Source organism: Halorubrum miltondacostae (assembly GCF_041379815.1).
In the GTDB taxonomy this organism is placed as follows: Archaea; Halobacteriota; Halobacteria; order Halobacteriales; family Haloferacaceae; genus Halorubrum; species Halorubrum miltondacostae.
Genome location: NZ_JBEDNY010000002.1, coordinates 482,257 through 499,899, shown reverse-complemented (window position 1 = coordinate 499,899; position 17,643 = coordinate 482,257). Strand labels below are relative to the sequence as shown.

At 58.4% G+C, this 17,643-nt stretch carries 22 protein-coding genes and 3 pseudogenes; 18 read left to right on the top strand and 7 right to left on the bottom strand.

Annotated features, from left to right (window positions below; translation table 11 throughout):
- Positions 1-116 precede the first annotated feature (116 nt).
- The 6 genes and pseudogenes from ABNG04_RS08025 (at position 117) to ABNG04_RS08000 (ending at position 4,636) form a co-directional block, all read left to right on the top strand.
- The gene (locus ABNG04_RS08025; protein WP_371161588.1) at positions 117-1,361 is read left to right on the top strand and encodes an RNA-guided endonuclease InsQ/TnpB family protein; all 1,245 of its coding nucleotides are present in this window, start codon (positions 117-119) and stop codon (positions 1,359-1,361) included.
- Between the two features lie 703 nt (positions 1,362-2,064).
- Complete coding sequence (locus ABNG04_RS08020; protein WP_371161586.1) at positions 2,065-2,388, top strand: glycosyltransferase; 324 nt, start codon at positions 2,065-2,067, stop codon at positions 2,386-2,388.
- A gap of 113 nt (positions 2,389-2,501) precedes the next feature.
- Positions 2,502-2,906, top strand: a complete 405-nt coding sequence (locus tag ABNG04_RS08015) for a MarR family transcriptional regulator (RefSeq protein ID WP_371161584.1) — start codon at positions 2,502-2,504, stop codon at positions 2,904-2,906.
- Positions 2,907-3,418: 512 nt separating this feature from the next.
- A pseudogene (locus tag ABNG04_RS08010) lies at positions 3,419-3,650 on the top strand (glycosyltransferase family 1 protein); the annotation flags it as partial.
- A 65-nt stretch (positions 3,651-3,715) separates the two neighbouring features.
- A complete protein-coding gene (locus ABNG04_RS08005; RefSeq protein WP_371161582.1) occupies positions 3,716-4,330 on the top strand; it encodes a DUF7342 family protein in 615 nt (204 codons plus the stop codon).
- Positions 4,331-4,636, top strand: coding sequence for a hypothetical protein (locus ABNG04_RS08000; RefSeq protein WP_371161580.1), 306 nt, complete (start codon positions 4,331-4,333; stop codon positions 4,634-4,636). It abuts the gene before it with no gap.
- Here ABNG04_RS08000 and ABNG04_RS07995 read toward each other — a convergent pair.
- Positions 4,599-5,834 carry an RNA-guided endonuclease InsQ/TnpB family protein gene (locus tag ABNG04_RS07995; protein WP_371161578.1) on the bottom strand — a complete coding sequence of 412 codons (1,236 nt, stop codon included), beginning with the start codon at positions 5,832-5,834 and terminating at the stop codon, positions 4,599-4,601. The genes ABNG04_RS08000 and ABNG04_RS07995 overlap by 38 nt on opposite strands.
- Positions 5,831-6,220 (bottom strand): IS200/IS605 family transposase, encoded by a 390-nt coding sequence (tnpA, locus tag ABNG04_RS07990; protein ID WP_371161576.1) that lies wholly within the window; start codon positions 6,218-6,220, stop codon positions 5,831-5,833. Before tnpA (ABNG04_RS07990) ends, ABNG04_RS07995 begins: the two co-directional genes overlap by 4 nt.
- A 126-nt stretch (positions 6,221-6,346) precedes the next feature.
- Here tnpA (ABNG04_RS07990) and ABNG04_RS18145 point away from each other — a divergent pair, with 126 nt between their 5' ends.
- Positions 6,347-6,505, top strand: coding sequence for a toxin-antitoxin system TumE family protein (locus ABNG04_RS18145; RefSeq protein WP_510963762.1), 159 nt, complete (start codon positions 6,347-6,349; stop codon positions 6,503-6,505).
- A 49-nt stretch (positions 6,506-6,554) separates the two neighbouring features.
- On the opposite strand, the gene ABNG04_RS07985 is transcribed toward ABNG04_RS18145, so the two are convergent.
- Positions 6,555-7,835 carry an RNA-guided endonuclease InsQ/TnpB family protein gene (locus tag ABNG04_RS07985; RefSeq protein ID WP_371161574.1) on the bottom strand — a complete coding sequence of 427 codons (1,281 nt, stop codon included), beginning with the start codon at positions 7,833-7,835 and terminating at the stop codon, positions 6,555-6,557.
- 203 nt (positions 7,836-8,038) lie between these two features.
- Between ABNG04_RS07985 and ABNG04_RS07980 the strand changes: the two genes are divergently transcribed.
- From ABNG04_RS07980 to ABNG04_RS07950, 7 genes are all read left to right on the top strand, one after another.
- Positions 8,039-8,302 (top strand): HepT-like ribonuclease domain-containing protein, encoded by a 264-nt coding sequence (locus tag ABNG04_RS07980; protein WP_371161960.1) that lies wholly within the window; start codon positions 8,039-8,041, stop codon positions 8,300-8,302.
- Between the two features lie 171 nt (positions 8,303-8,473).
- Entirely contained in the window at positions 8,474-8,881 is a 408-nt protein-coding gene (gene tnpA / locus ABNG04_RS07975) for an IS200/IS605 family transposase (protein WP_371161572.1), read from the top strand.
- On the top strand, positions 8,881-10,122 hold the full coding sequence (locus ABNG04_RS07970; RefSeq protein ID WP_371161571.1) for an RNA-guided endonuclease InsQ/TnpB family protein: 1,242 nt from the start codon (positions 8,881-8,883) through the stop codon (positions 10,120-10,122). Before tnpA (ABNG04_RS07975) ends, ABNG04_RS07970 begins: the two co-directional genes overlap by 1 nt.
- 219 nt (positions 10,123-10,341) lie before the next feature.
- On the top strand, positions 10,342-10,614 hold the full coding sequence (locus tag ABNG04_RS07965; RefSeq protein ID WP_371161569.1) for an AbrB/MazE/SpoVT family DNA-binding domain-containing protein: 273 nt from the start codon (positions 10,342-10,344) through the stop codon (positions 10,612-10,614).
- Positions 10,614-11,015 (top strand): type II toxin-antitoxin system VapC family toxin, encoded by a 402-nt coding sequence (locus tag ABNG04_RS07960; RefSeq protein WP_371161567.1) that lies wholly within the window; start codon positions 10,614-10,616, stop codon positions 11,013-11,015. Before ABNG04_RS07965 ends, ABNG04_RS07960 begins: the two co-directional genes overlap by 1 nt.
- A 285-nt stretch (positions 11,016-11,300) precedes the next feature.
- The gene (locus tag ABNG04_RS07955) at positions 11,301-11,576 is read left to right on the top strand and encodes a hypothetical protein (protein ID WP_371161565.1); all 276 of its coding nucleotides are present in this window, start codon (positions 11,301-11,303) and stop codon (positions 11,574-11,576) included.
- On the top strand, positions 11,573-12,025 hold the full coding sequence (locus tag ABNG04_RS07950; RefSeq protein WP_371161564.1) for a type II toxin-antitoxin system VapC family toxin: 453 nt from the start codon (positions 11,573-11,575) through the stop codon (positions 12,023-12,025). The genes ABNG04_RS07955 and ABNG04_RS07950 overlap by 4 nt, the downstream gene beginning before the upstream one ends.
- Before the next feature lie 125 nt (positions 12,026-12,150).
- On the opposite strand, the gene ABNG04_RS07945 is transcribed toward ABNG04_RS07950, so the two are convergent.
- Positions 12,151-12,588 carry a toxin-antitoxin system TumE family protein gene (locus ABNG04_RS07945; RefSeq protein WP_371161562.1) on the bottom strand — a complete coding sequence of 146 codons (438 nt, stop codon included), beginning with the start codon at positions 12,586-12,588 and terminating at the stop codon, positions 12,151-12,153.
- Positions 12,585-13,118 carry a DUF7342 family protein gene (locus ABNG04_RS07940; protein WP_371161560.1) on the bottom strand — a complete coding sequence of 178 codons (534 nt, stop codon included), beginning with the start codon at positions 13,116-13,118 and terminating at the stop codon, positions 12,585-12,587. Before ABNG04_RS07940 ends, ABNG04_RS07945 begins: the two co-directional genes overlap by 4 nt.
- Positions 13,119-13,415: 297 nt before the next feature.
- Here ABNG04_RS07940 and ABNG04_RS07935 point away from each other — a divergent pair, with 297 nt between their 5' ends.
- Together ABNG04_RS07935 and ABNG04_RS18140 are read left to right on the top strand one after the other, a co-directional pair.
- Entirely contained in the window at positions 13,416-14,795 is a 1,380-nt protein-coding gene (locus ABNG04_RS07935) for an ATP-binding protein (protein ID WP_371161558.1), read from the top strand.
- A 34-nt stretch (positions 14,796-14,829) separates the two neighbouring features.
- Positions 14,830-15,006, top strand: a pseudogene (locus ABNG04_RS18140) (toxin-antitoxin system TumE family protein); the annotation flags it as partial.
- 93 nt (positions 15,007-15,099) lie between these two features.
- Here the strand turns inward: ABNG04_RS18140 and ABNG04_RS07930 are convergent.
- Positions 15,100-15,462, bottom strand: a complete 363-nt coding sequence (locus tag ABNG04_RS07930; RefSeq protein ID WP_371161556.1) for a PIN domain-containing protein — start codon at positions 15,460-15,462, stop codon at positions 15,100-15,102.
- 269 nt (positions 15,463-15,731) lie between these two features.
- Between ABNG04_RS07930 and ABNG04_RS07925 the strand changes: the two genes are divergently transcribed.
- Positions 15,732-16,955 (top strand): RNA-guided endonuclease TnpB family protein, encoded by a 1,224-nt coding sequence (locus ABNG04_RS07925; protein ID WP_371161554.1) that lies wholly within the window; start codon positions 15,732-15,734, stop codon positions 16,953-16,955.
- Between the two features lie 134 nt (positions 16,956-17,089).
- Here the strand turns inward: ABNG04_RS07925 and ABNG04_RS07920 are convergent, their stop codons facing one another.
- The gene (locus tag ABNG04_RS07920; protein ID WP_371161552.1) at positions 17,090-17,338 is read right to left on the bottom strand and encodes a hypothetical protein; all 249 of its coding nucleotides are present in this window, start codon (positions 17,336-17,338) and stop codon (positions 17,090-17,092) included.
- Positions 17,339-17,413: 75 nt separating this feature from the next.
- On the opposite strand from ABNG04_RS07920, the pseudogene ABNG04_RS18135 reads away from it, so the two are divergent.
- Positions 17,414-17,506, top strand: a pseudogene (locus tag ABNG04_RS18135) (HVO_A0114 family putative DNA-binding protein); the annotation flags it as partial.
- Between the last annotated feature and the right edge of the window lie 137 nt (positions 17,507-17,643).

Genomic DNA, 17,643 nt, shown 5'->3' with positions numbered 1-17,643 from the left:
AGCGAGTGTAGCGAGCGAGTAGGTCGGAGAGGAAACCGACAATGGACGACGCAACCGCACGACTGTAGCTACCTGACTCCCAGAATTATAAGTCCCGTTGAGTAGTAATCTGAAACATGGAGGTGCGTCGAACTGCGCCGGTCAAACTCGACGTTCCCGATGAGCGGCGCGGCGACCTCCACGAATCTGCGCGACAGTTCCTCTACTGTGCGAATCGTGCTGCCGAGTTCTGTTGGGACGACAACTCCTACACGAACTGTATCACTGCGAACTCAACTGCGCGAGACGCCCTCTACGCAGAGCTGCGGAAAGAAACTGATCTCACTGCCAACCTCGTACAAGAGGCCATCCGACGCGCCGTTCAAGCGACAAAAGGGTGCGTCGAACGGTGGAAGCAGGGCAAGTGTGTGAGCCAACCGGATTTCACCTCCTGGAGCATGGTCTACGACAAGCGGAGCGCCACATTCTACCGGAACAAAGCCTCGCTCTCAACCGTTAACGGGCGCGTTGAGTGTGATTTTGAACTCCCGGCGGACAGCCCAACGCCCTACGAACAGTATGTTCTTTCAGAGGAGTACGAGTTCCGGGCGAGTACACTGCAGTATGATAACACGACCGACGAGTTCTACTTCCACATTACGACTCGGAAGTACGATGACGACGAGTCCGAGGTTTCGGAAGATACTGGGCACCAAACAGTCCTCGGTATCGACCTCGGTGTTACCAGTCTCGCCGTTTCCTCAACGGGGCACTTCTGGCAGGGAGACGACTACGACCATTGGTGCCGCGAGTTCGAGAAGCGGCGTGGTGAGATACAACAGCGCGGCACGCAAGCCGCACACAACGCCCTACTTCGCCTCGGCAAGCGCGAAGAAGCGTGGCGGAAACAGTACATCCACACGGTTGCCAACGAGATCGTCGCGGAAGCCGTCGAACACGACTGCGATGTGATCGCATTCGAGGACCTAACGGACATTCGCGAGCGGCTTCCGTACGCGAAATGGCACCACGTTTGGGCGTTCCGACGCCTCGCCAAGTACGTCTCCTACAAGGCACCAGAGCAGGGTGTCTCCGTGGAGGAGGTTGAGCCGAACCACACGTCCCAACGGTGTTCTCGGATGGATTGTGGGTTCACGCACGAAGCGAACCGTCAGGGAGAACAATTTGAGTGCCAGAAGTGTGGGTACGAAGTGAACGCAGACTATAACGCTGCGAAGAATATTGGCGTGCGATACGGCCGGAAGCGACAACACAGACTCCGTTCCTCGCCCAAGTCGGGGAGCGGAGACGCACCAGTAGACGTGCGTGTGAATGGTGGGACGTTGAACGGCGAGGGTCACCAACCTATTGCTGGTGATTGATTGCCGGGAGTCCACATCAAAGCCCTACCCTCAAGGACCGAGGCGCAGAGCGCCGAGGGAGTAGAGTAGGGTAGTTTACTTGGCATCAAGATGACGACCACCCAGAACATGGAGAAGTTCACTTCCAGCTAAATCAATCAGACAGCGTCACGTTTCGGGAACGCGCACAATATATCGATAAGCATCCAATGGCAGTTGTCGAAGCACGATTGGATCAATTGCCGAATGTGATACACTCCGTGACCTGGGAGAACGGAACGGCCACTGGCATAGAATAGGAGCAAAACGCGCCAGTCGCTGTTACCCGAGTTCGTCTCGAACGGACTTGATCTGTGTTCCCGATGTAGGCACGTCTTCTTGAATGGTTGTCCAGATGATTTTTGACATCCTCCCCGCGCTAAAGCGCGAGGCTTTCTCCTCGATTCTCCGTAACATCCTCGCAATCGGTTCCCACGGCTCGCTCGTCGATCCGTCATTCCATGTGGCAGCGGTTGCCCTTCACCGGGAATTACGTGCCCGATCGAACGGGCAATGATGAGTACGTCAGCGCTCGCGAGACTGACTACGACTTCGGGTAGAGGAGCACGACATGATTGAATGGGCTAGAAAATATTCAATCGAGTATGGGGAATGCGACGGGCCCAAACGCGAGGTCCACGCCGACCGCATCGACTTGCTGGGCGTTCTCGATCAGTAGGCGGACGTGCTCGGCTACATGCGGGCCGCCGGCATCTTCGCGTCGCCGAGCACCCGTGAGAGGTTCAGTATCAGCCTCGTCAAGGCGATGGCCGCGGACTACACTGTGATCGCGGCCGAGCACCTGGAGTCGGCCGCCAGCAAGGTGATCGCCGACGCGGGCTTCTGCGTCAAGTCCACCGTCGACGCGGTGGGAGAGCGGCTCGACGCCGCGCTGGGCGGGAGCCGGCCGCCCACGGCGCCAACGGATCACGGCAAAAGGAACGACTGGGACGCGATCGTCGAGAAAGCGGAGGCGGCCTACCGGCGTGCGATCGACGGCGCGTGGTGAGTGTGGTCGGACGACGATGCCACCGCTCGCGTGAGGTTGAAACCGAAGTGTCGTACACAGGGCACACGCTGGAAAACTACTATATACTACACACTACTACAGACTGGTACAGCATGCCCGTCTATCTTGAAACCCACGATCCAGAACTCGATCTTCGGCCGGGCACCACGAAGTCGGACATCGTCGCACACCTGTACGAAAATCCCGAATGGGGATTCTCTTCGAAAGACCTCGATGAGGACCTGGGAATCCCCCGAGGGACGGCCACGACAACGCTTGCTCGGCTCTACGACGAGGAATACGTCGGGAAAACCGAAGACGGGTATTACCATGCGCTCCCCGAGCGTGATGACATCCACCGGTACGTCGCAAATCTCGATCAAGTGAATCGACTGTTTGCGCACCACCGAGACACAGACGAACCCGATCCCGAAGCGATGACGCCGGCAGGAGAGCCGGACGACGCGGAACTGGAGGCGGAACTCGAGGAACTCGAAGCAGACCTCCAGCATGAGTAGGTACCCGTCTGGGACGGTCTGTTGGATTCGAGATCCGACGAACGCACACGCAGACCGCCCGGGTGTCATTTTAGCGCACGATACGCACCCGTTCGGCGCAACCGACTGTACGATTATGTGTATCGGGACGAGCGCCAACAAATATCAGAACCAGTACACTCCCGAAGTCAAAGATACTCATCTGAAAGGGATCTCACTGAGCAGGCATTCGTACTTCATGCCATGGGCGCTGTACACGATTCCACCCGGCGCAATCAGGCAGGGAAAACCAATCGGTCAGCTCACGGCTGCTGGTGAGAAGGAAGTCAAAAAAGCATTAATATCAAATATTTGATCTTGTCGGATTCGAGAAAGACGCTTTGTGGTGATCAGCTGAGATATCTCTCGGGAATGTTGTTCCACGATGAGGCCCCGAACGCGAGCTGCTCGAAGCACAAGCGAATCCGCTCTCTCACGCCGAGCAGGTGGCGTCTTGCGGCGTCCTCGTCGACGACGGAGACGCGTCCGCCCCGAAGGCGATGGCCGCAGACTGTACTGTGATCGCAGCGGATCACCCGGAGTCGGCCGCCAGCGAGGTGATCGCCGACGCGGGCTTTGGCGTCGAGCCCACGGTAGAGGCTCTCGCGACACGGCTCGACGCCGCACTGGGCGGGACCCACCGAACACGCCCGGCAGTACGACTGGGACGCGATCGCCAAACAGGCGGAAACAGCCTATCGGCGCGCGATCGACGGCGTGTGGTGACGACTCTACCTAACGAATATTTTCTCTAGCAAAGATATTTTATGCTCCACCACGTACCCGTTATCATGACTACCAGCGACCCCCCGGAGAATCTTTGGGAGGGCGACGTGAACGAGGCCGTTATCGAGCAGTGGACAGAGGACACGACGGCATTCGACCGCGTTCGACAGGTCGTTGACGTGACGACCGAGCCGCAATCCGCCGAGGAGATCGCCGATCGCGCCCGTGTTAGCCCGCCGACGGCGCGCAAGTATCTCTCGACGATGGCTGCGGACGGTCGTGTCAAGCGCATCACCACCGACGCCGGCAGTCAGTACATGCGCGCCCCCCAGATGCTCGCGATGCGTCGTATCGCCGCGATTCACCGCGAACACACGAAAGCTGAGATCCGTAAATCGATCAAGGAGCTCCAAGAAGAGCGCGCGAACATCAAGGAAACCCACGAGGTCGGAACGATCGACGAGCTCACCCTCGCACTCGACGCCGGCGACGACGGCTGGGGTGATGTCGCGCGCTGGCGCCAGATCGAGCAGAACCTCGAGATCGCACAGGCCGCGCTCGCGCTCTACGAGTTTGACCCCGACGATAGTCACGCAGCCGCAGTGCGCACCGCTGAGTCTACAACCGAGCGCCGAGAGCGTGGTGTATTCGGTGACGACGCCTCACGCACCACCGCGTAGATGGACGAAGACATCGAGGGGGATGTCGGGTCGCTCGACATCGCAGCCCTCGAAGAGATCCGAGAGGAGTTTCTCGCACTCGATGGGCTCGTCGACCACGCGAGCTTCGACAGCCTACTTGACCCGACCGAACTACGAATCCACGTTGCCGACGGTATCGCTGACGCGACGTGGTGTCGGTTCGATATCCGCTGGTTTGACCACATCCCGCGCCTAAATTCGCGGGAATCCCACCACGGGATTTCAGGCCGAGCGTGGCCTTACAGTTTCAAGACGCATACGTCCCAAGCGTCTCTTGCTGGGTAGCATCGGCTTGGGTGTCTTGTGGGGCGGTCAAACGCCCCCCATCCTCAGCCGAGTCATCGCCATCCGTGTGTTCTCTTGAATGGCTCTCTCCGCTGAGGTAGCGGTCTGCGATGTTTATCGCGCCGTTCACGTCTGCTTGGTACTCGCTTACCCAGCAGGCCTTGTTCGGGCACGTGAACGTCGCCTGCTTCGGACGATACCCCACCTCACCGCACGCATGGCACTCCTTCGAGGTGTTGCGCGGGTTCACCGTCTCAACGGGGATACCCTTCTCAACGGCCTTGTAGCGTATCTGCGCGTGGATTTTGGCGAACCCCCACCCGTGGAGACGACGGTTCATATACTCGCCGTAGTCCATCGACTCCCGGATGTGCGTCAAATCTTCTAGCACGAGAACGGGATTCTCGACGGATTCGGCGTACTCCACTACTTCGCGGGTGACGTGGTGGAACACGTCGTCTATCTGTCTCCACACGTCGTCGCCAAAGGACTCCGCGATACGCTCGCTTCCACGCGTCTGGAGTCGGCGCTTGGCAGTGAAATAGGTCTTACGGAGCCGACGAATGGTCTTCCCCTCGTCGGCCCACAATTTAGGCGCAGTCGGAGAACCGTGGTCGTCGCGGTGACACACCGTGACGAGCGACGCTTCCCCAATATCGACACCGATGGGCATCTGTTCTTCGGCAGACACCTCGGAACCATCCTCAACGTCGCGGGTAGCGGTGACGTGGAGATACCACCCACCGTCCCGCTCGAACAGCCGACTCTCACCCATCCTGGCATCTCCTGCGTTCAACGCTTCCAGCCAGTCTCGCTGTTTGGGGTTCGGCTGTGCTGGCATCCAGAGGTGGTAGTCTTCGTGGTGCGGGATTTTGACGTACCACTCGATCGCGTTTTCGGGCTTGTGGTCGAGTCGTAGCCCCTCGTTCGTGAAGCGGACGGGGTGGTCGTCGTGAAGTTCATCCGCGTTGTAGGTCGTCGTGAGCTGCGGGACGTACTGTTTGAGCGCATTTTTCGCGTACCCGCTCAGATCGTGCTCGACCACGATGTCGTTCGCTTCGGTCTGCGTGGCACAGTCAGCGTCGAAGGCATCGTGAAGCGCCTGCTGGTACGCCTCTCGCGTCTCGCGGAGTTTCCGCCGCTTGTGGGCGGTCGGCTCCACCAGTTTCAGTTCTAACGTCTTCGTGAGTTCGGTCACGACTCGTTCTGCTTGTGCTGTTGGATGTATTTCTTGACCGTCTCACTCGAAACGTGCCCGGCGGTCCCTGCGTAGTAGCCTCGCGCCCATCCGATTTTCTCGCTGTCGTGGTCGGCGTAGCGGTGGTTGTACTTCCGCGAGGAGATACCCTTGAACCAGTTGGCGAGGAGCGCCGGTTCGTTCTTCGGCGGACTACTGACGAACATGTGAACGTGATCGGGCTGTACGGTGAGGTCGAGAATTTCGACGCCTTTGCTGTCGGCTATTTCGTGGAGGATGGTCCGCACACGGTCAGCGACCTCATTGACGAGTACCGATTGACGGTACTTCGGCAACCACACTATGTGGTAGTTGAGGTTGTAGGTCGCGTGCCGTGTGGTCTTCATCCGTGATGTACACTATAGTTCGTCAGCGTGTTAATACTACCGGTAGAACGGTGAGAAATCCAGCCGCAGCGTCGTCGATGGGTGTGTAGGCTATTGTCCGCTTGACCCCCGCCTGAAGACGGAGATATACACTCGTATCTGTATCAAACGGGGTGCTACAGCGTCCACCACACAGACGAGAACGGTCTCGACTTCCGGTTTGACCATCATCCAAAACCCGATGCGCCGGATCGACATTTTCACCACTCGCCTGACGCCGATTCCTTGACATCCTCCCCGCGCTGAAGTGCGAGGATTCCCACGGTACCGCACCGCTGGGTTGGGATATTGTGGTTTACGACGTTACCTGTTCTTGAGGCGCGAATGCGCCAGTTTCCTTGTCAAACAAGAACGTCGATGGCTGTGCCAACCAGCCGTTACTCCTATTCACCGAGAGAGTCGGTGAACTCGGAGATACTTTCTGCCGAATGTTCTCAGCGCCGTTCACATCTGCGTTCGCTACTGTACCGCACTCATCACAGACATACAGTCCGCGTTCAACACGGTTCGCGTCACGCTTCCGGTCACAGCACGAGCACGACTTCGACGTATCCCGCTCAGACACTTGCTCGACTGTGATTCCTTCCATCACCGCTTTGTATTCGAGAAGGTTGGTAAATCGGTCGAACGCCCACGAGTGGAGGTCGAGATTCCCGTGTTTACCCCGGTCTTTTGACTCGCCGTTCCGCTTATCCTCACGGACACCGGAGAGATCGCCCACCACAAGCGTTCCAATCTCCTCGTCAACACACCGCTGGACGATGTGCTTCGAGAGGGTGTGGAAGTAATGGGTTCGGCGGGCCGACTTCTTCTGGTTCAGTCGGGTGGCCTGCTCGGAATCGGAGTCGTCACACCGAGCGATTCGCTTGCTGAAGTAGTAGTCGTCCTGTTTCAAGCAATTAAGCGGGTACAACTCGCTGTGGCCGTCTTCATACGCGAGCGCGGCGAAGTTGTTGATCCCGAGATCAACACCGACCGTCTTCTCACCGGGGGCTTCATCCACGTCGATTTCGACCTTACAGACGAAGTGTAGTTCCCACTCGTCGCCCGTCCACACAATCTTGACTTGTTGGACGTTCTCCACGGCGGAGAGGTCAACGTCCGGGCGGATTTGATACTTACACAGGACGAAATCCGACCAGTACTCTTTCAGATTCGAGCCTTTAGAGAGTCGGACGCGGTTGTACTGGGTATCGAGTTTGAAGCCGGCGGCTTTGAATGTCACCGTGGAACGCGGGTGTTCGTCGCCGTGTTTGCGGTAGCCGGGCGGGTTCGCGTTCGTGTCTCCGTTTTGTCGGTTGCCGTACCAGCCAGAGAACGCCTCAGCGAGTTCTTGAAGGACTCGCTGACTTGACTGAGAATGGAGGTCATTATAGCGTTCGTGTGACTTCAGGTACGCGGTGAGTCCGGTGTGGTTCGGGATGTGACCGACTTCATCCCAGATTCGGCTACATGTCCACCGTCCGACGTTCCAAAGTTTCGAGGCTGCGAACCCGAGGGCATCAAGATCGTCAGACACCCGCAACTGATTCCGAATGGAAGCAGTGTAGGTGCGTGTGACGACCTGTTTCGCCATACGTAACCTATGTAATTGAAATTATTTGAAGCTGTGTATTTGCTCAGCGTGGAATATCCAGCCGGGATGTCGAACTGCGTCCTGTATCGAGGTAACAGAACCGAGACTCGTCGCTCGAGCGGTCCACCAACTCTGGCGACGCGCCTACGAAACCGGAGACACAGTCTCCCTCAACACGGCCAAGAACCCACCCTGAAGGCGCCATACAAGTTTTTGATCGTGAGGGCGTCACCGACATAGAGACAGCCGATACACTCGTTGCCGCCATCGGCTTCCGGAATATGTTAGCACACGAGTATGAACGCGTCGAATACAATGAGGTATACAAAACCCTCCATACAGGTCTCTCTGTGTATAAAAACTATATAAATCGGTTTGAATGGTGGGGAGTAGATCTGACATTGTGTATACTCACCGCTGTTAATCTTAAATACAGACGCCGTGGAAAACTCGCTCAAAGCGTTTAGCTGGATATAGGCGCTAAGCCCCCACCCTCAACGGAGCGACCGAAGGGAGCGGAGTAGGGTGGGGATACAGCGCCGTCATCATCTGTTCATACAGCGATACGGTTACAGGCCCACAGGCCAACGTAGTCGCAACGTTTTTGTATTGGGGTGTCGTACAATAGGGTGAACCTAATGGAGTATGACCTCGACTCGGGAGCGCATTCGACGTTCTCCCTACACTACCACCTGATACTCACCACGAAGTATCGGCGCGGAGTGCTAACCGAGGAGCGAACCCAATTCATTCGCGGGGTCATCAGCGGGTTCACGGACAAGTACGGCGTCGAACTGACGAATCTCGACGGCGAGGACGACCACGTTCACATCCTGTTCCGAGCGAAACCTACCACAGACCTCGTGAAGTTCATCAATACGGTCAAGGGCGCTACCGCCCGCCGTATCCGTAACGAGTACGCGGACGAACTGAAGACCGACCTGTGGGGCGACTCGTTCTGGAACGACTCGTACTGCCTCATCTCGACGGGGCAGGTGTCGCTGGATGTGCTGAAACAGTACGTCGAACATCAGCGGGAGAGCTGATGTACTACGCCTACAAATATCGCCTCACGCCGTCCGACGCCCACCGCGAGGAGTTGGACCGCCACCGCGATATTTGTCGGCAACTCTATAACCACACGCTCTACCGACTTAACGAGTACCAAAACGAACACGGTGAACTGCCGTCCATGACCACGCTACGGTCGGAGCTACCCGACCTCAAGAAGTGGTGGGACGACCTCTCGGACGTGTACTCGAAGGTTCTCCAAACCGTTGTGGAACGGCTGTTCGACAACCTGAAAGGCCTCTCCGCGCTCAAGGAGAACGGCTACCGTGTCGGTCAACTCAAGTGGAAGCCACCACGGGAGTTCCGCAGTTTCACCTACAGTCAGTCTGGCTTCAAGCTCGACAAGAAGGGCGGTCAGACTGTGCTGTCACTCTCGAAACTCGGAGACATACCGATTCGGATCCACCGCGCCATCCCCGACGACGCGACGCTCAAACAGGTCACGGTCAAGAAGGAACCGACGGGCGAGTGGTTCGCCACCTTCGGCGTCGAAATGGATCGCAAACCACCTGAACCGGCTGAGAACCCCGAGACGTGCGTCGGTATCGACGTGGGAATTCTCAAGTACGCCCACGATACCGACGGCACGGCTGTCGGGTCGCTCGACCTCTCAGACGAACGCGGCCGCTTGGAGCGCGAGCAACGGAAGCTCTCGCGCAAACAGCACGGATCGAACAACTACGAGAAGCAACGGCGGCGGGTCGCGGAGTGTCACGCTGACCTCCGACGGAAGCGCCGTGACTTCTTACACAAACTCTCGAACTACTACGCCCGGGAGTACGACCTTGTGGCGGTCGAAGACCTAAACGTGAAGGGGATGATGGAGTCGCCGTCGAACAGCCGCAACACGGCGTCGGCGGCGTGGCGAACGTTCCTCTCGTTGCTCGAATACAAGTGCGAGCGCGAAGGGACCCACTTCGTCGCGGTGAACCCGAGAGGGACGACCAAAGAGTGCGCGTCGTGCGGCGTTTCGACCGACAAGCCGCTGTGGGTCCGTGAACACTCCTGTCTCGCCTGCGGGTTTGAGGCGGACAGGGACGCAAACGCGGCGTGGAACATCCTTTCTCGCGGCCTCGAAGATGTAGGAGTGGGACACTCCGAACGAACGCCTGTGGAGACTGCGCTCCCTGTGGACACCTCGGTGTCTGCAAAGCGCGTCGTGGAAGCAGGAAGCCCCACCCTCAAGGAGCGAACCGCGTCAGCGGTGAGCGAGTAGGGTGGGGTAGTTCACTCAACTCCCTTTCTCCCTATTCGAGGGCTACAAACAGATCCGACGGCGGACGATACCGCATTCAGATTGGCCACTATTAACCAACAATATCGGTCAAGTACGTTGGTTAAATTCGTACTTGTGTTCCGGAGAACACGTGTGTTACGAACTGATCATCAGAGCGACTGGGAAAAGATTCAATGTAGTACCTCAAATAGTAATACTATGACAAGTACAACTGACGAAGGTCGAATCGTGAGCCTGAGTCAGAAGGGACAGGCAACAATCCCCAAAGAGCTTCGGGAAAAGCATGGAATCGAACCGGGAAGCAGGGTCCGCATCCACGAAAACGAGCATGGAGAAATCGTCGTTGAACCCCTCCCCAGCCTTCGAGACTTCCGTGGAGCCGCAACCACGGCAGAACGCGGAACAGACATCCTTCGTGAAGAGCGGAAGGCGGACAAGGAGCGAAGCCAACGCCTCGAGCGAGATAATTAATGGATCACGTGGTATTCGACGCGGAACCGCTGATTGCCTATTACTGGGACGAGCCTGGGAGTGATGCCGTCGAAGCGATCATTGACGGCGTAGAAGACGGCCAGCTGAAGGGGTCAGTGAATACAGTGACGTGTACCGAAGTGCGGTACGTATGCGGACGAGACGACCCGGAGGCGGCGCAAGCATACGTAGCTCGGATTCGAAACTGGTGCGACGTCGTTACCGCTGATGACGTCTGGGAATCGGCCGCTGATTACAAACGCGACTACAACGTCGCACTCGGAGACGCCTTTACCCTGGCCACAGCAGCGATGGAAGGGGCGACAGCCTACACGGGTGCTGACGACGATTTCGACGACGTCGACGTGACCGTGAAGCGATTTCGCGAAAACGGTGTCTGAGCGGCTCAACTCGCTGACCCGCACCGGTGACCGAGACGACCGATATCCCCTGCTACAGTACGACGGCGAAGCGGTTCACTCGGTGGTCGATTCCCACAGCGCGCCGACCCGCTTGTCGACCCACGGGAGGACGGTCTGTTCGATGACCTGCGTGAGGTCCGTCGCGTAGCTTTGGTCGACGGCAGCAGCCGTGCCGGCGTCCGAGAGCGGATAGTAGTGGTCTCGAGCGTTGTGCGGTTGATCGCAGTAGAAAGATTAACTAGGTTGTGTCCACAACTATTAGATATGGCGACAGCAGTCAAGATGGACGAAGACGCGAAATCGAACCTCGAAGAGCTTCAGGCGGAGATTCGGCTCAAGACCGGAAAGAAGGTCACGCAACAAGATATCCTCTCGACGCTGATCCAGTCGGCAGTCGACTCTCGCGCGGAGTTCGTCGATTCGTTCCGCGACGGGAAGACGGCGCTTGACGACACAGAACTGGAGGCGTTCAACGAGGGGACGATCGCCTCCGGTGTCAAAACGACCGAGGACGACATCGACGACATTCTCTACGGATGAGTGTCTTCGTCGACACCGGCGTGTTCTACGCGCATCACGACACCGATGCGAGTCGACACGCCGTTGGCACCGACGCACTAAACGCCGTCCTCTCGTCTACGGAGTACGGCCACGTGATGACGAGCGACTACGTCTACGACGAGACGGTCACGCTCACCCAGATGCGGACGGGAGATATCGACGCCGGACGCAAAGTAGGACAGCGAATTCGTGGCGAAGGATATCCGTCGGCGATCGAACTACTTCACTCCTCGCCCCCGCTCTTCGATCGCGCCGTCTCCGTCCACGAGACCTACGCCGACCACGAGATCAGTTTCACCGACGCAATGACCGTCGCGATGGTCAAATACCATGAAATAGACGGGATATTGAGTTTTGACGACGACTTCGACGGGATCGTTCCTCGACTCGTTCCGAAAACACTCACGTTCACCGAAGACGGAGCGTAGTCGGGCGATATCAGTCGACGAGCTACACCATTAGTCGCTGGTGTGTTCTTGCCCGCTCTCGTGAGGATACACGAATAGAGTCAGAGAGGGTGACAGATGTGCGTCCCAGCCGGACGCGAACGGACTCAATCGGTGGTCGATTCCCACAGCGTGCCGACCCGCTTGTCGACCCACGGGAGGACGGTCTGTTCGATGGCCTGCGTGAGGTCCGTCGCGTAGCTTTGGTCGACGGTAGCAGCCGTGCCGGCGTCTGGGAGCGGGTGGTAGTGGTCGCGGGCGTTGTGGGGCTGATCGTGGCGGTCCCAGCGACACCGTCGCCGGTCGCCAGCCCGGGCCTCGTGGTACGAGACGTGGAAGTCGCCGTTTGTGTACGTGCGGAGTTCAAGCGAGACAGCGTCGATGCCCTCGGGATAGGAGTCGGTATCGAGCGTCACGACGAGACGCTCCGGCTTGTTCGTCGGGAACAGCGACGTCTGGCGGACCTCATCACGTCGACCGAACGCACGATTGAGATACCGAAGGGTCGCTTCGTCGAGGGACCGCGACCGGTCAAGCCCGGTCACGCGGCGTTCTCCTCAGGAGACGAATCCAAGCCGCGACCGCGCCGGACCGCCTCCAGCCGGTCGATCCGGTCTCTGACGGTTTCCCACTCGCTCAGGGCGAGCCAGACCGTCTCGACGTCGTCGTAGTCAGCGTGCTCGAACGCATCCACGTTGGTCGGTGAGTTCGCGTCGAACCGCTCGCGGAACTCGCGTTCGCGCTCGGTGAGCTCGGCCAGCCTGTCGTGAAGCTCGTCACGTGACAGGTCTTCGAGCCGATTTTGAAGCCGCCACTCGAAGTACGACTCGTTGCGAACGAACGTGAGCGGCGACTCCGACACCCGATCAACGACGCCGATATCGGCCAGCCGCTTGAGGTGCCGTCGAGCGGTATCCGGCGCGCATGAGGCGCGCTCGGCGATTGCCGACACGCCTGCGGGCTCGTACAGCTGGAGTGCGACCCGATACACGCGCTCGTCGGCGGGCTCGGCATCGAGATCCGCACCAAACCCCTCGGCAAGTCCGAACTCCGGGGGCGGGTCGTCGGCGGTCATACCGGTAAATAGCAGAGTTGCCTATATAATTCTGGTGTCACAGATTTATTTGGTCAATGGCGGCGGACCCTAACGTGTCTTGCTCTGGACATCCTCCCACGGCTGACATCCGTTGTCGACGGACTCTACGGTCGCTAGTCGAAACGACTGATGCTCGGAAACGACGACAGGTGGCCGTCACGGGCACGAAGCCACGGAACGGAGTGCCGACGGTTCCTACAAAGAAAAAGCGAGAGTACAACTGTCACCGCTAACCCGAACAACTATTATGAACGCGATAATATTATCGTCCACATAATGATAAACCGGGAGGCAGAGCTCAACTGGCTCACGTCACATCTCACGCGTGCGGACCGACAGCTGCTCGTCGTGTACGGCCGGCGGCGAGTCGGGAAGACGACACTGGTGACGACGGCACTCGAGACGCTCGACGACACGTCCATCTATTATCTCTGTGACGAGCGGGGCACAACGCACAACGCCCGGCGGTTTGCGGCACAATGCGCTGAGGCGTTCGACGACGTCACACCGGACGTCGACGGGTTCGTCGAGGCGTTTCGATACCTCACAGCCCGCGTCAACGGGTCGTGCGTCGTCGCGCTAGACGAGTTCTCGTATCTCGTCGGCGAGGACGACACAATCCCGTCGGTGTTCCAGACTATCGTCGACGAGGTGCTCGCGGAGACAGACATCTCGCTCGTGTTGTTGGGTTCGTCGATTTCGATGATGGAGGAGGGCGTGTTGAGCTACGAGAGTCCGTTGTATGGTCGCCGAACCGGACAGTGGGAACTCGCGCCGCTGTCGTTCGCAGACGTTCGCGGGTTCTTCCCGGACGACGGTCTAGAGACACAGATCCAGGTGTACAGCGTACTCGGCGGCGTCCCCGCGTATCTCGAACAGTTCGACCCGGAGCGGAGTCTCCTCGAGAACGTTGAGCGGGCCGTCCTCTCGAAAGGCGAGTTCCTGTATGAGGAGCCCGAGTTTCTGTTACGCCAAGAACTCCGCGAGCCCGCGACGTATATGGCGATCCTCGAAGCCATCGCCGGCGGCGCCACACGCGTCACCGAGATCGCCAACGAGATCGGTCGCGACGCGAGCAGCCTCTCCCGGTATCTCCAGAATCTCACGCAGCTCGCAATCCTCGAACGAGAACACCCAGTGACGGATCCAGACGGCCGGGGGCTGTATCGGTTGACCGACGACTTCCTTCGGTTCTGGTTTCGGTACGTGGCACCCAATCGGGGAACGCTCGAGCAGGGGCGCACGGCACCAGTCCGGGCGGCGGCCGCCGAGACGCTACCGACGCACACGAGTCGAACCTTCGAAACCGTTTGTCAGCAGGCGGTTCAAACGTCGGCGTTTCCTCTCTCCTGCTCGCGGGTCGGCCGGTGGTGGTACAGCGGCGAAGAGATCGATGTCGTCGGGATCAACGACGAGACCGAGACGCTGTTGCTCGGCGAATGTAAGTGGACCGCGGATCCTGTCGGGCGAGCGGTGTTCGATGATCTCACCGCGCTCGAGTCGGAGGTCCGATGGCGAGGGGCCGACCGAGATGTACGGTACGCGGTCTTTTCACGAGCCGGTTTCACCGACGAGTTGCGGACCGTCGTCGACGAGCGGTCCGACACGTCGCTGTATGGACTCAAGGACCTCGCAGCGCTGTTCAGCGCCGGGTGAGTGACCAGAGACGCACGCTTCCGAAGAGGACCGGCGGTGTCGGTGGGATCGGCACCCGAATTTGCCTACAACCCGAACGCATTTTCACCCGCCACCAGCAGCCCGATCAGGAGATGCGATTCCCGATTCTCCCTCCAACCACCACCCGTCGGCGATGTTCACACGAACGGTCGCCAATGTCCGGGCACGGATCGAAGACCTGTGGGGGTGACCGCGCTGTTCAGGCAATGATTCGGCTCAAGACGGCGAAGAGGGTTACAGCGAGGAAGGTATCAAGTGTCGGCAACAGGTGTGTAGGCTGTTGTCAGTAGGTCTCAACCAGGACGCCGAGCGCTTCAAAATCATCGACGTTGTCCGTGAGAACCGCGTCATCAAGAACATCGGCCATCGCAGCAATGTACCCGTCATTTGCTCCGACGCCAGCGTTTCCTCCGGAACGGTCGTCTGCCTCCACAAGTAGTTCGCCAGCTCTCCGCGCGATCGCTTCGTCAACCTCGATACGCGGATATCCCAGAAGCCGATTGCGTAACTCCTGTTCAGTGGTGTCGCTACGAGCCGTGGTGACACCGTAGTAGGCCTCTGCGACCACCGGAGTCGGCAACCACTGCATCTCACCGTCCTCAACGAGTTTCTCGCCCTTCGAGAACGCGTCCGCGTCTTCCGCCATCTTCCCTCAAGGAGGGAATCCCGGCCTTCAGGCCGGGAGGGAATCCGACAACTACTGAACTAACCGCGTTCTGATACTCGGCCCGAATGCCGACCGCAACATCTAACTTACGTTAAAACTTACGTTTAGGTGGATGAGAGCCGCCTTCGATATGGAGCGGGGCGGGCCACTTCACGAAGCCGTGAAGGAGTACGCCCGCGACCACGGGATACGCCACTCACGAGCATATCCCGAACTCCTTCGCAAAGCACTCGAATCCGAAGGCTACGATGTCAACGACTCAGACAGCGAATAAGACGCTGGAAGCCACACTCGTACCCCCAACGCAGTGTAAAGAGCAACGCCTCCAGCAAACGCTGTCTGAATACCGAGACGCACTCAACGACGCCTTCGAGCAACACTGTACGACGATGAGTGCCACGAACGACGTGGTGACGCCGTACAACCTGCCGTACCAAGCGAAAGACGCCCTCAAGTCCTACGTCCCCAAACTCCACAAGACGTACAACGCCGAAGAGTTGGACGACGAACACCCGCTCCGCTTCGTGAATCGAGCCGGAAAGTTCGACCGTGACTCCGAGCGCGAGTACGAGATCTGCTGGAACGTCCCGCAACCCGGTCGCGGAACCAACTTCTGGATACCACTCCGGCTGAATCCAGACCAGCAAGAATTGTGGGACAGCCTGCTTGATGACGAGTCGAGTACCAAAGTGGGCGAACTTCGCTTGCAGAAACACCGGAAGACGTGGACGCTCCACGTCACCGTTGAATACGAAATCAAGGACACCTCCGAAATCCCTGAGAATCCGACCCGGATTGGGTTCGATATTGGTGAGTCGATGTTGGTCACGGGCTGTGCCCTCCAACACGACACTCCCACGAAACCACTGTTAATCAACGGGAAAGAAGACAAGCGAATCCGCAAAGAGATGTTCACGACACTCAAGCGACTCCAAGAGCGAGACGCTTCGGAGTGGCGTATTGAGGAGCGATTCTCGTACTACCAGAACCGACTCACGGACATCATCGAGAAGGCGTCTCGTGAGTCTGTAGAGTACGCTAACCAGTTCGAGAACCCTGTTATCGTGATGGAGGACTTGGCGTACATCCGCGAGTCGCTGGACTACGGGAAGTATATGAACCGACGCCTTCACGCGTGGGCCTTTGCTCGGTTGCAGGGCCGAATTGAGGACAAGGCGGAAGATGCCGGTGTCCCGGTTCGGTACGTCCACCCGCAGTACACCTCGAAGACGTGCCACTCGTGCAAACACATCGGGTATCGGCCCCGACAGGCTGAGTTCAAGTGCAAGAATCTAGACTGCCACGTTTCGACGTTTCAAGCGGATATTAACGCGAGTGCGAACATCGCACGGCGCGTTGACCCGTGGGGAGAGAGCCTACCAGTGAAACAGGTAGGCGATGACTCGCCTCGGGATGGGAGCGGTTGTGACACCGCCACGACTCAGTGTGAGCAGAGCGAGACACCCTCGTAGATGACACTCACAACGTTTCAAGAGTCGGAACCCACTGCCAGCGACGACTGACTGGCATTCCCACCGTGTGGGAAGCCCCGTCGTTCACGACGGGGAGGATGTCACCAGGTCGAAAAGGAACGAGGAGTCGATGATCATTCAGTCGTATCTTCGGCTTCGAAGGCGTTACCAGCAGCGTCAAGGCGGTCGCGGTCACGGCCACGAAGGTTTTCCACCGCCTCTTTAGCCTCTTCGGCTTCTCCCGCGGTCAGAAGGCCAGCCACGTCGCCCGGGTGAGGACCGCGTGTCATCCGTCGAAGCGTCTCTTCCATCGTCTCGTCGCTTTCCTTGTGTGCGTTTAGCCACTCGTGATATTCCTCCGATACTCGGATAGTTTTGACCATACAATATATTGAGATATATGGGTTTAAGAGCGTTTTCCCGTGAATAACGACAGAATAGAAATGTCAGTTCCAGATCGTAGTAAGCGCCCAGTTGTCTGGTTCGACGAACGGGTCATCACTCTCCCGTTCGATCCAGAAGCTGGCGACGCAGCCACTGCCGCGCCCTGACAGCTGCGCTACTTCTTTGTCTGAGCGACATCCGTCTTGATGATGGCGTGGGGCGTGACGACTTCAGCGTGGCAGTTCGCCCAACAGCTTGATGTACAGATTCTCACCGCAGAGGATCTCTCAAAATCGTCACTCCT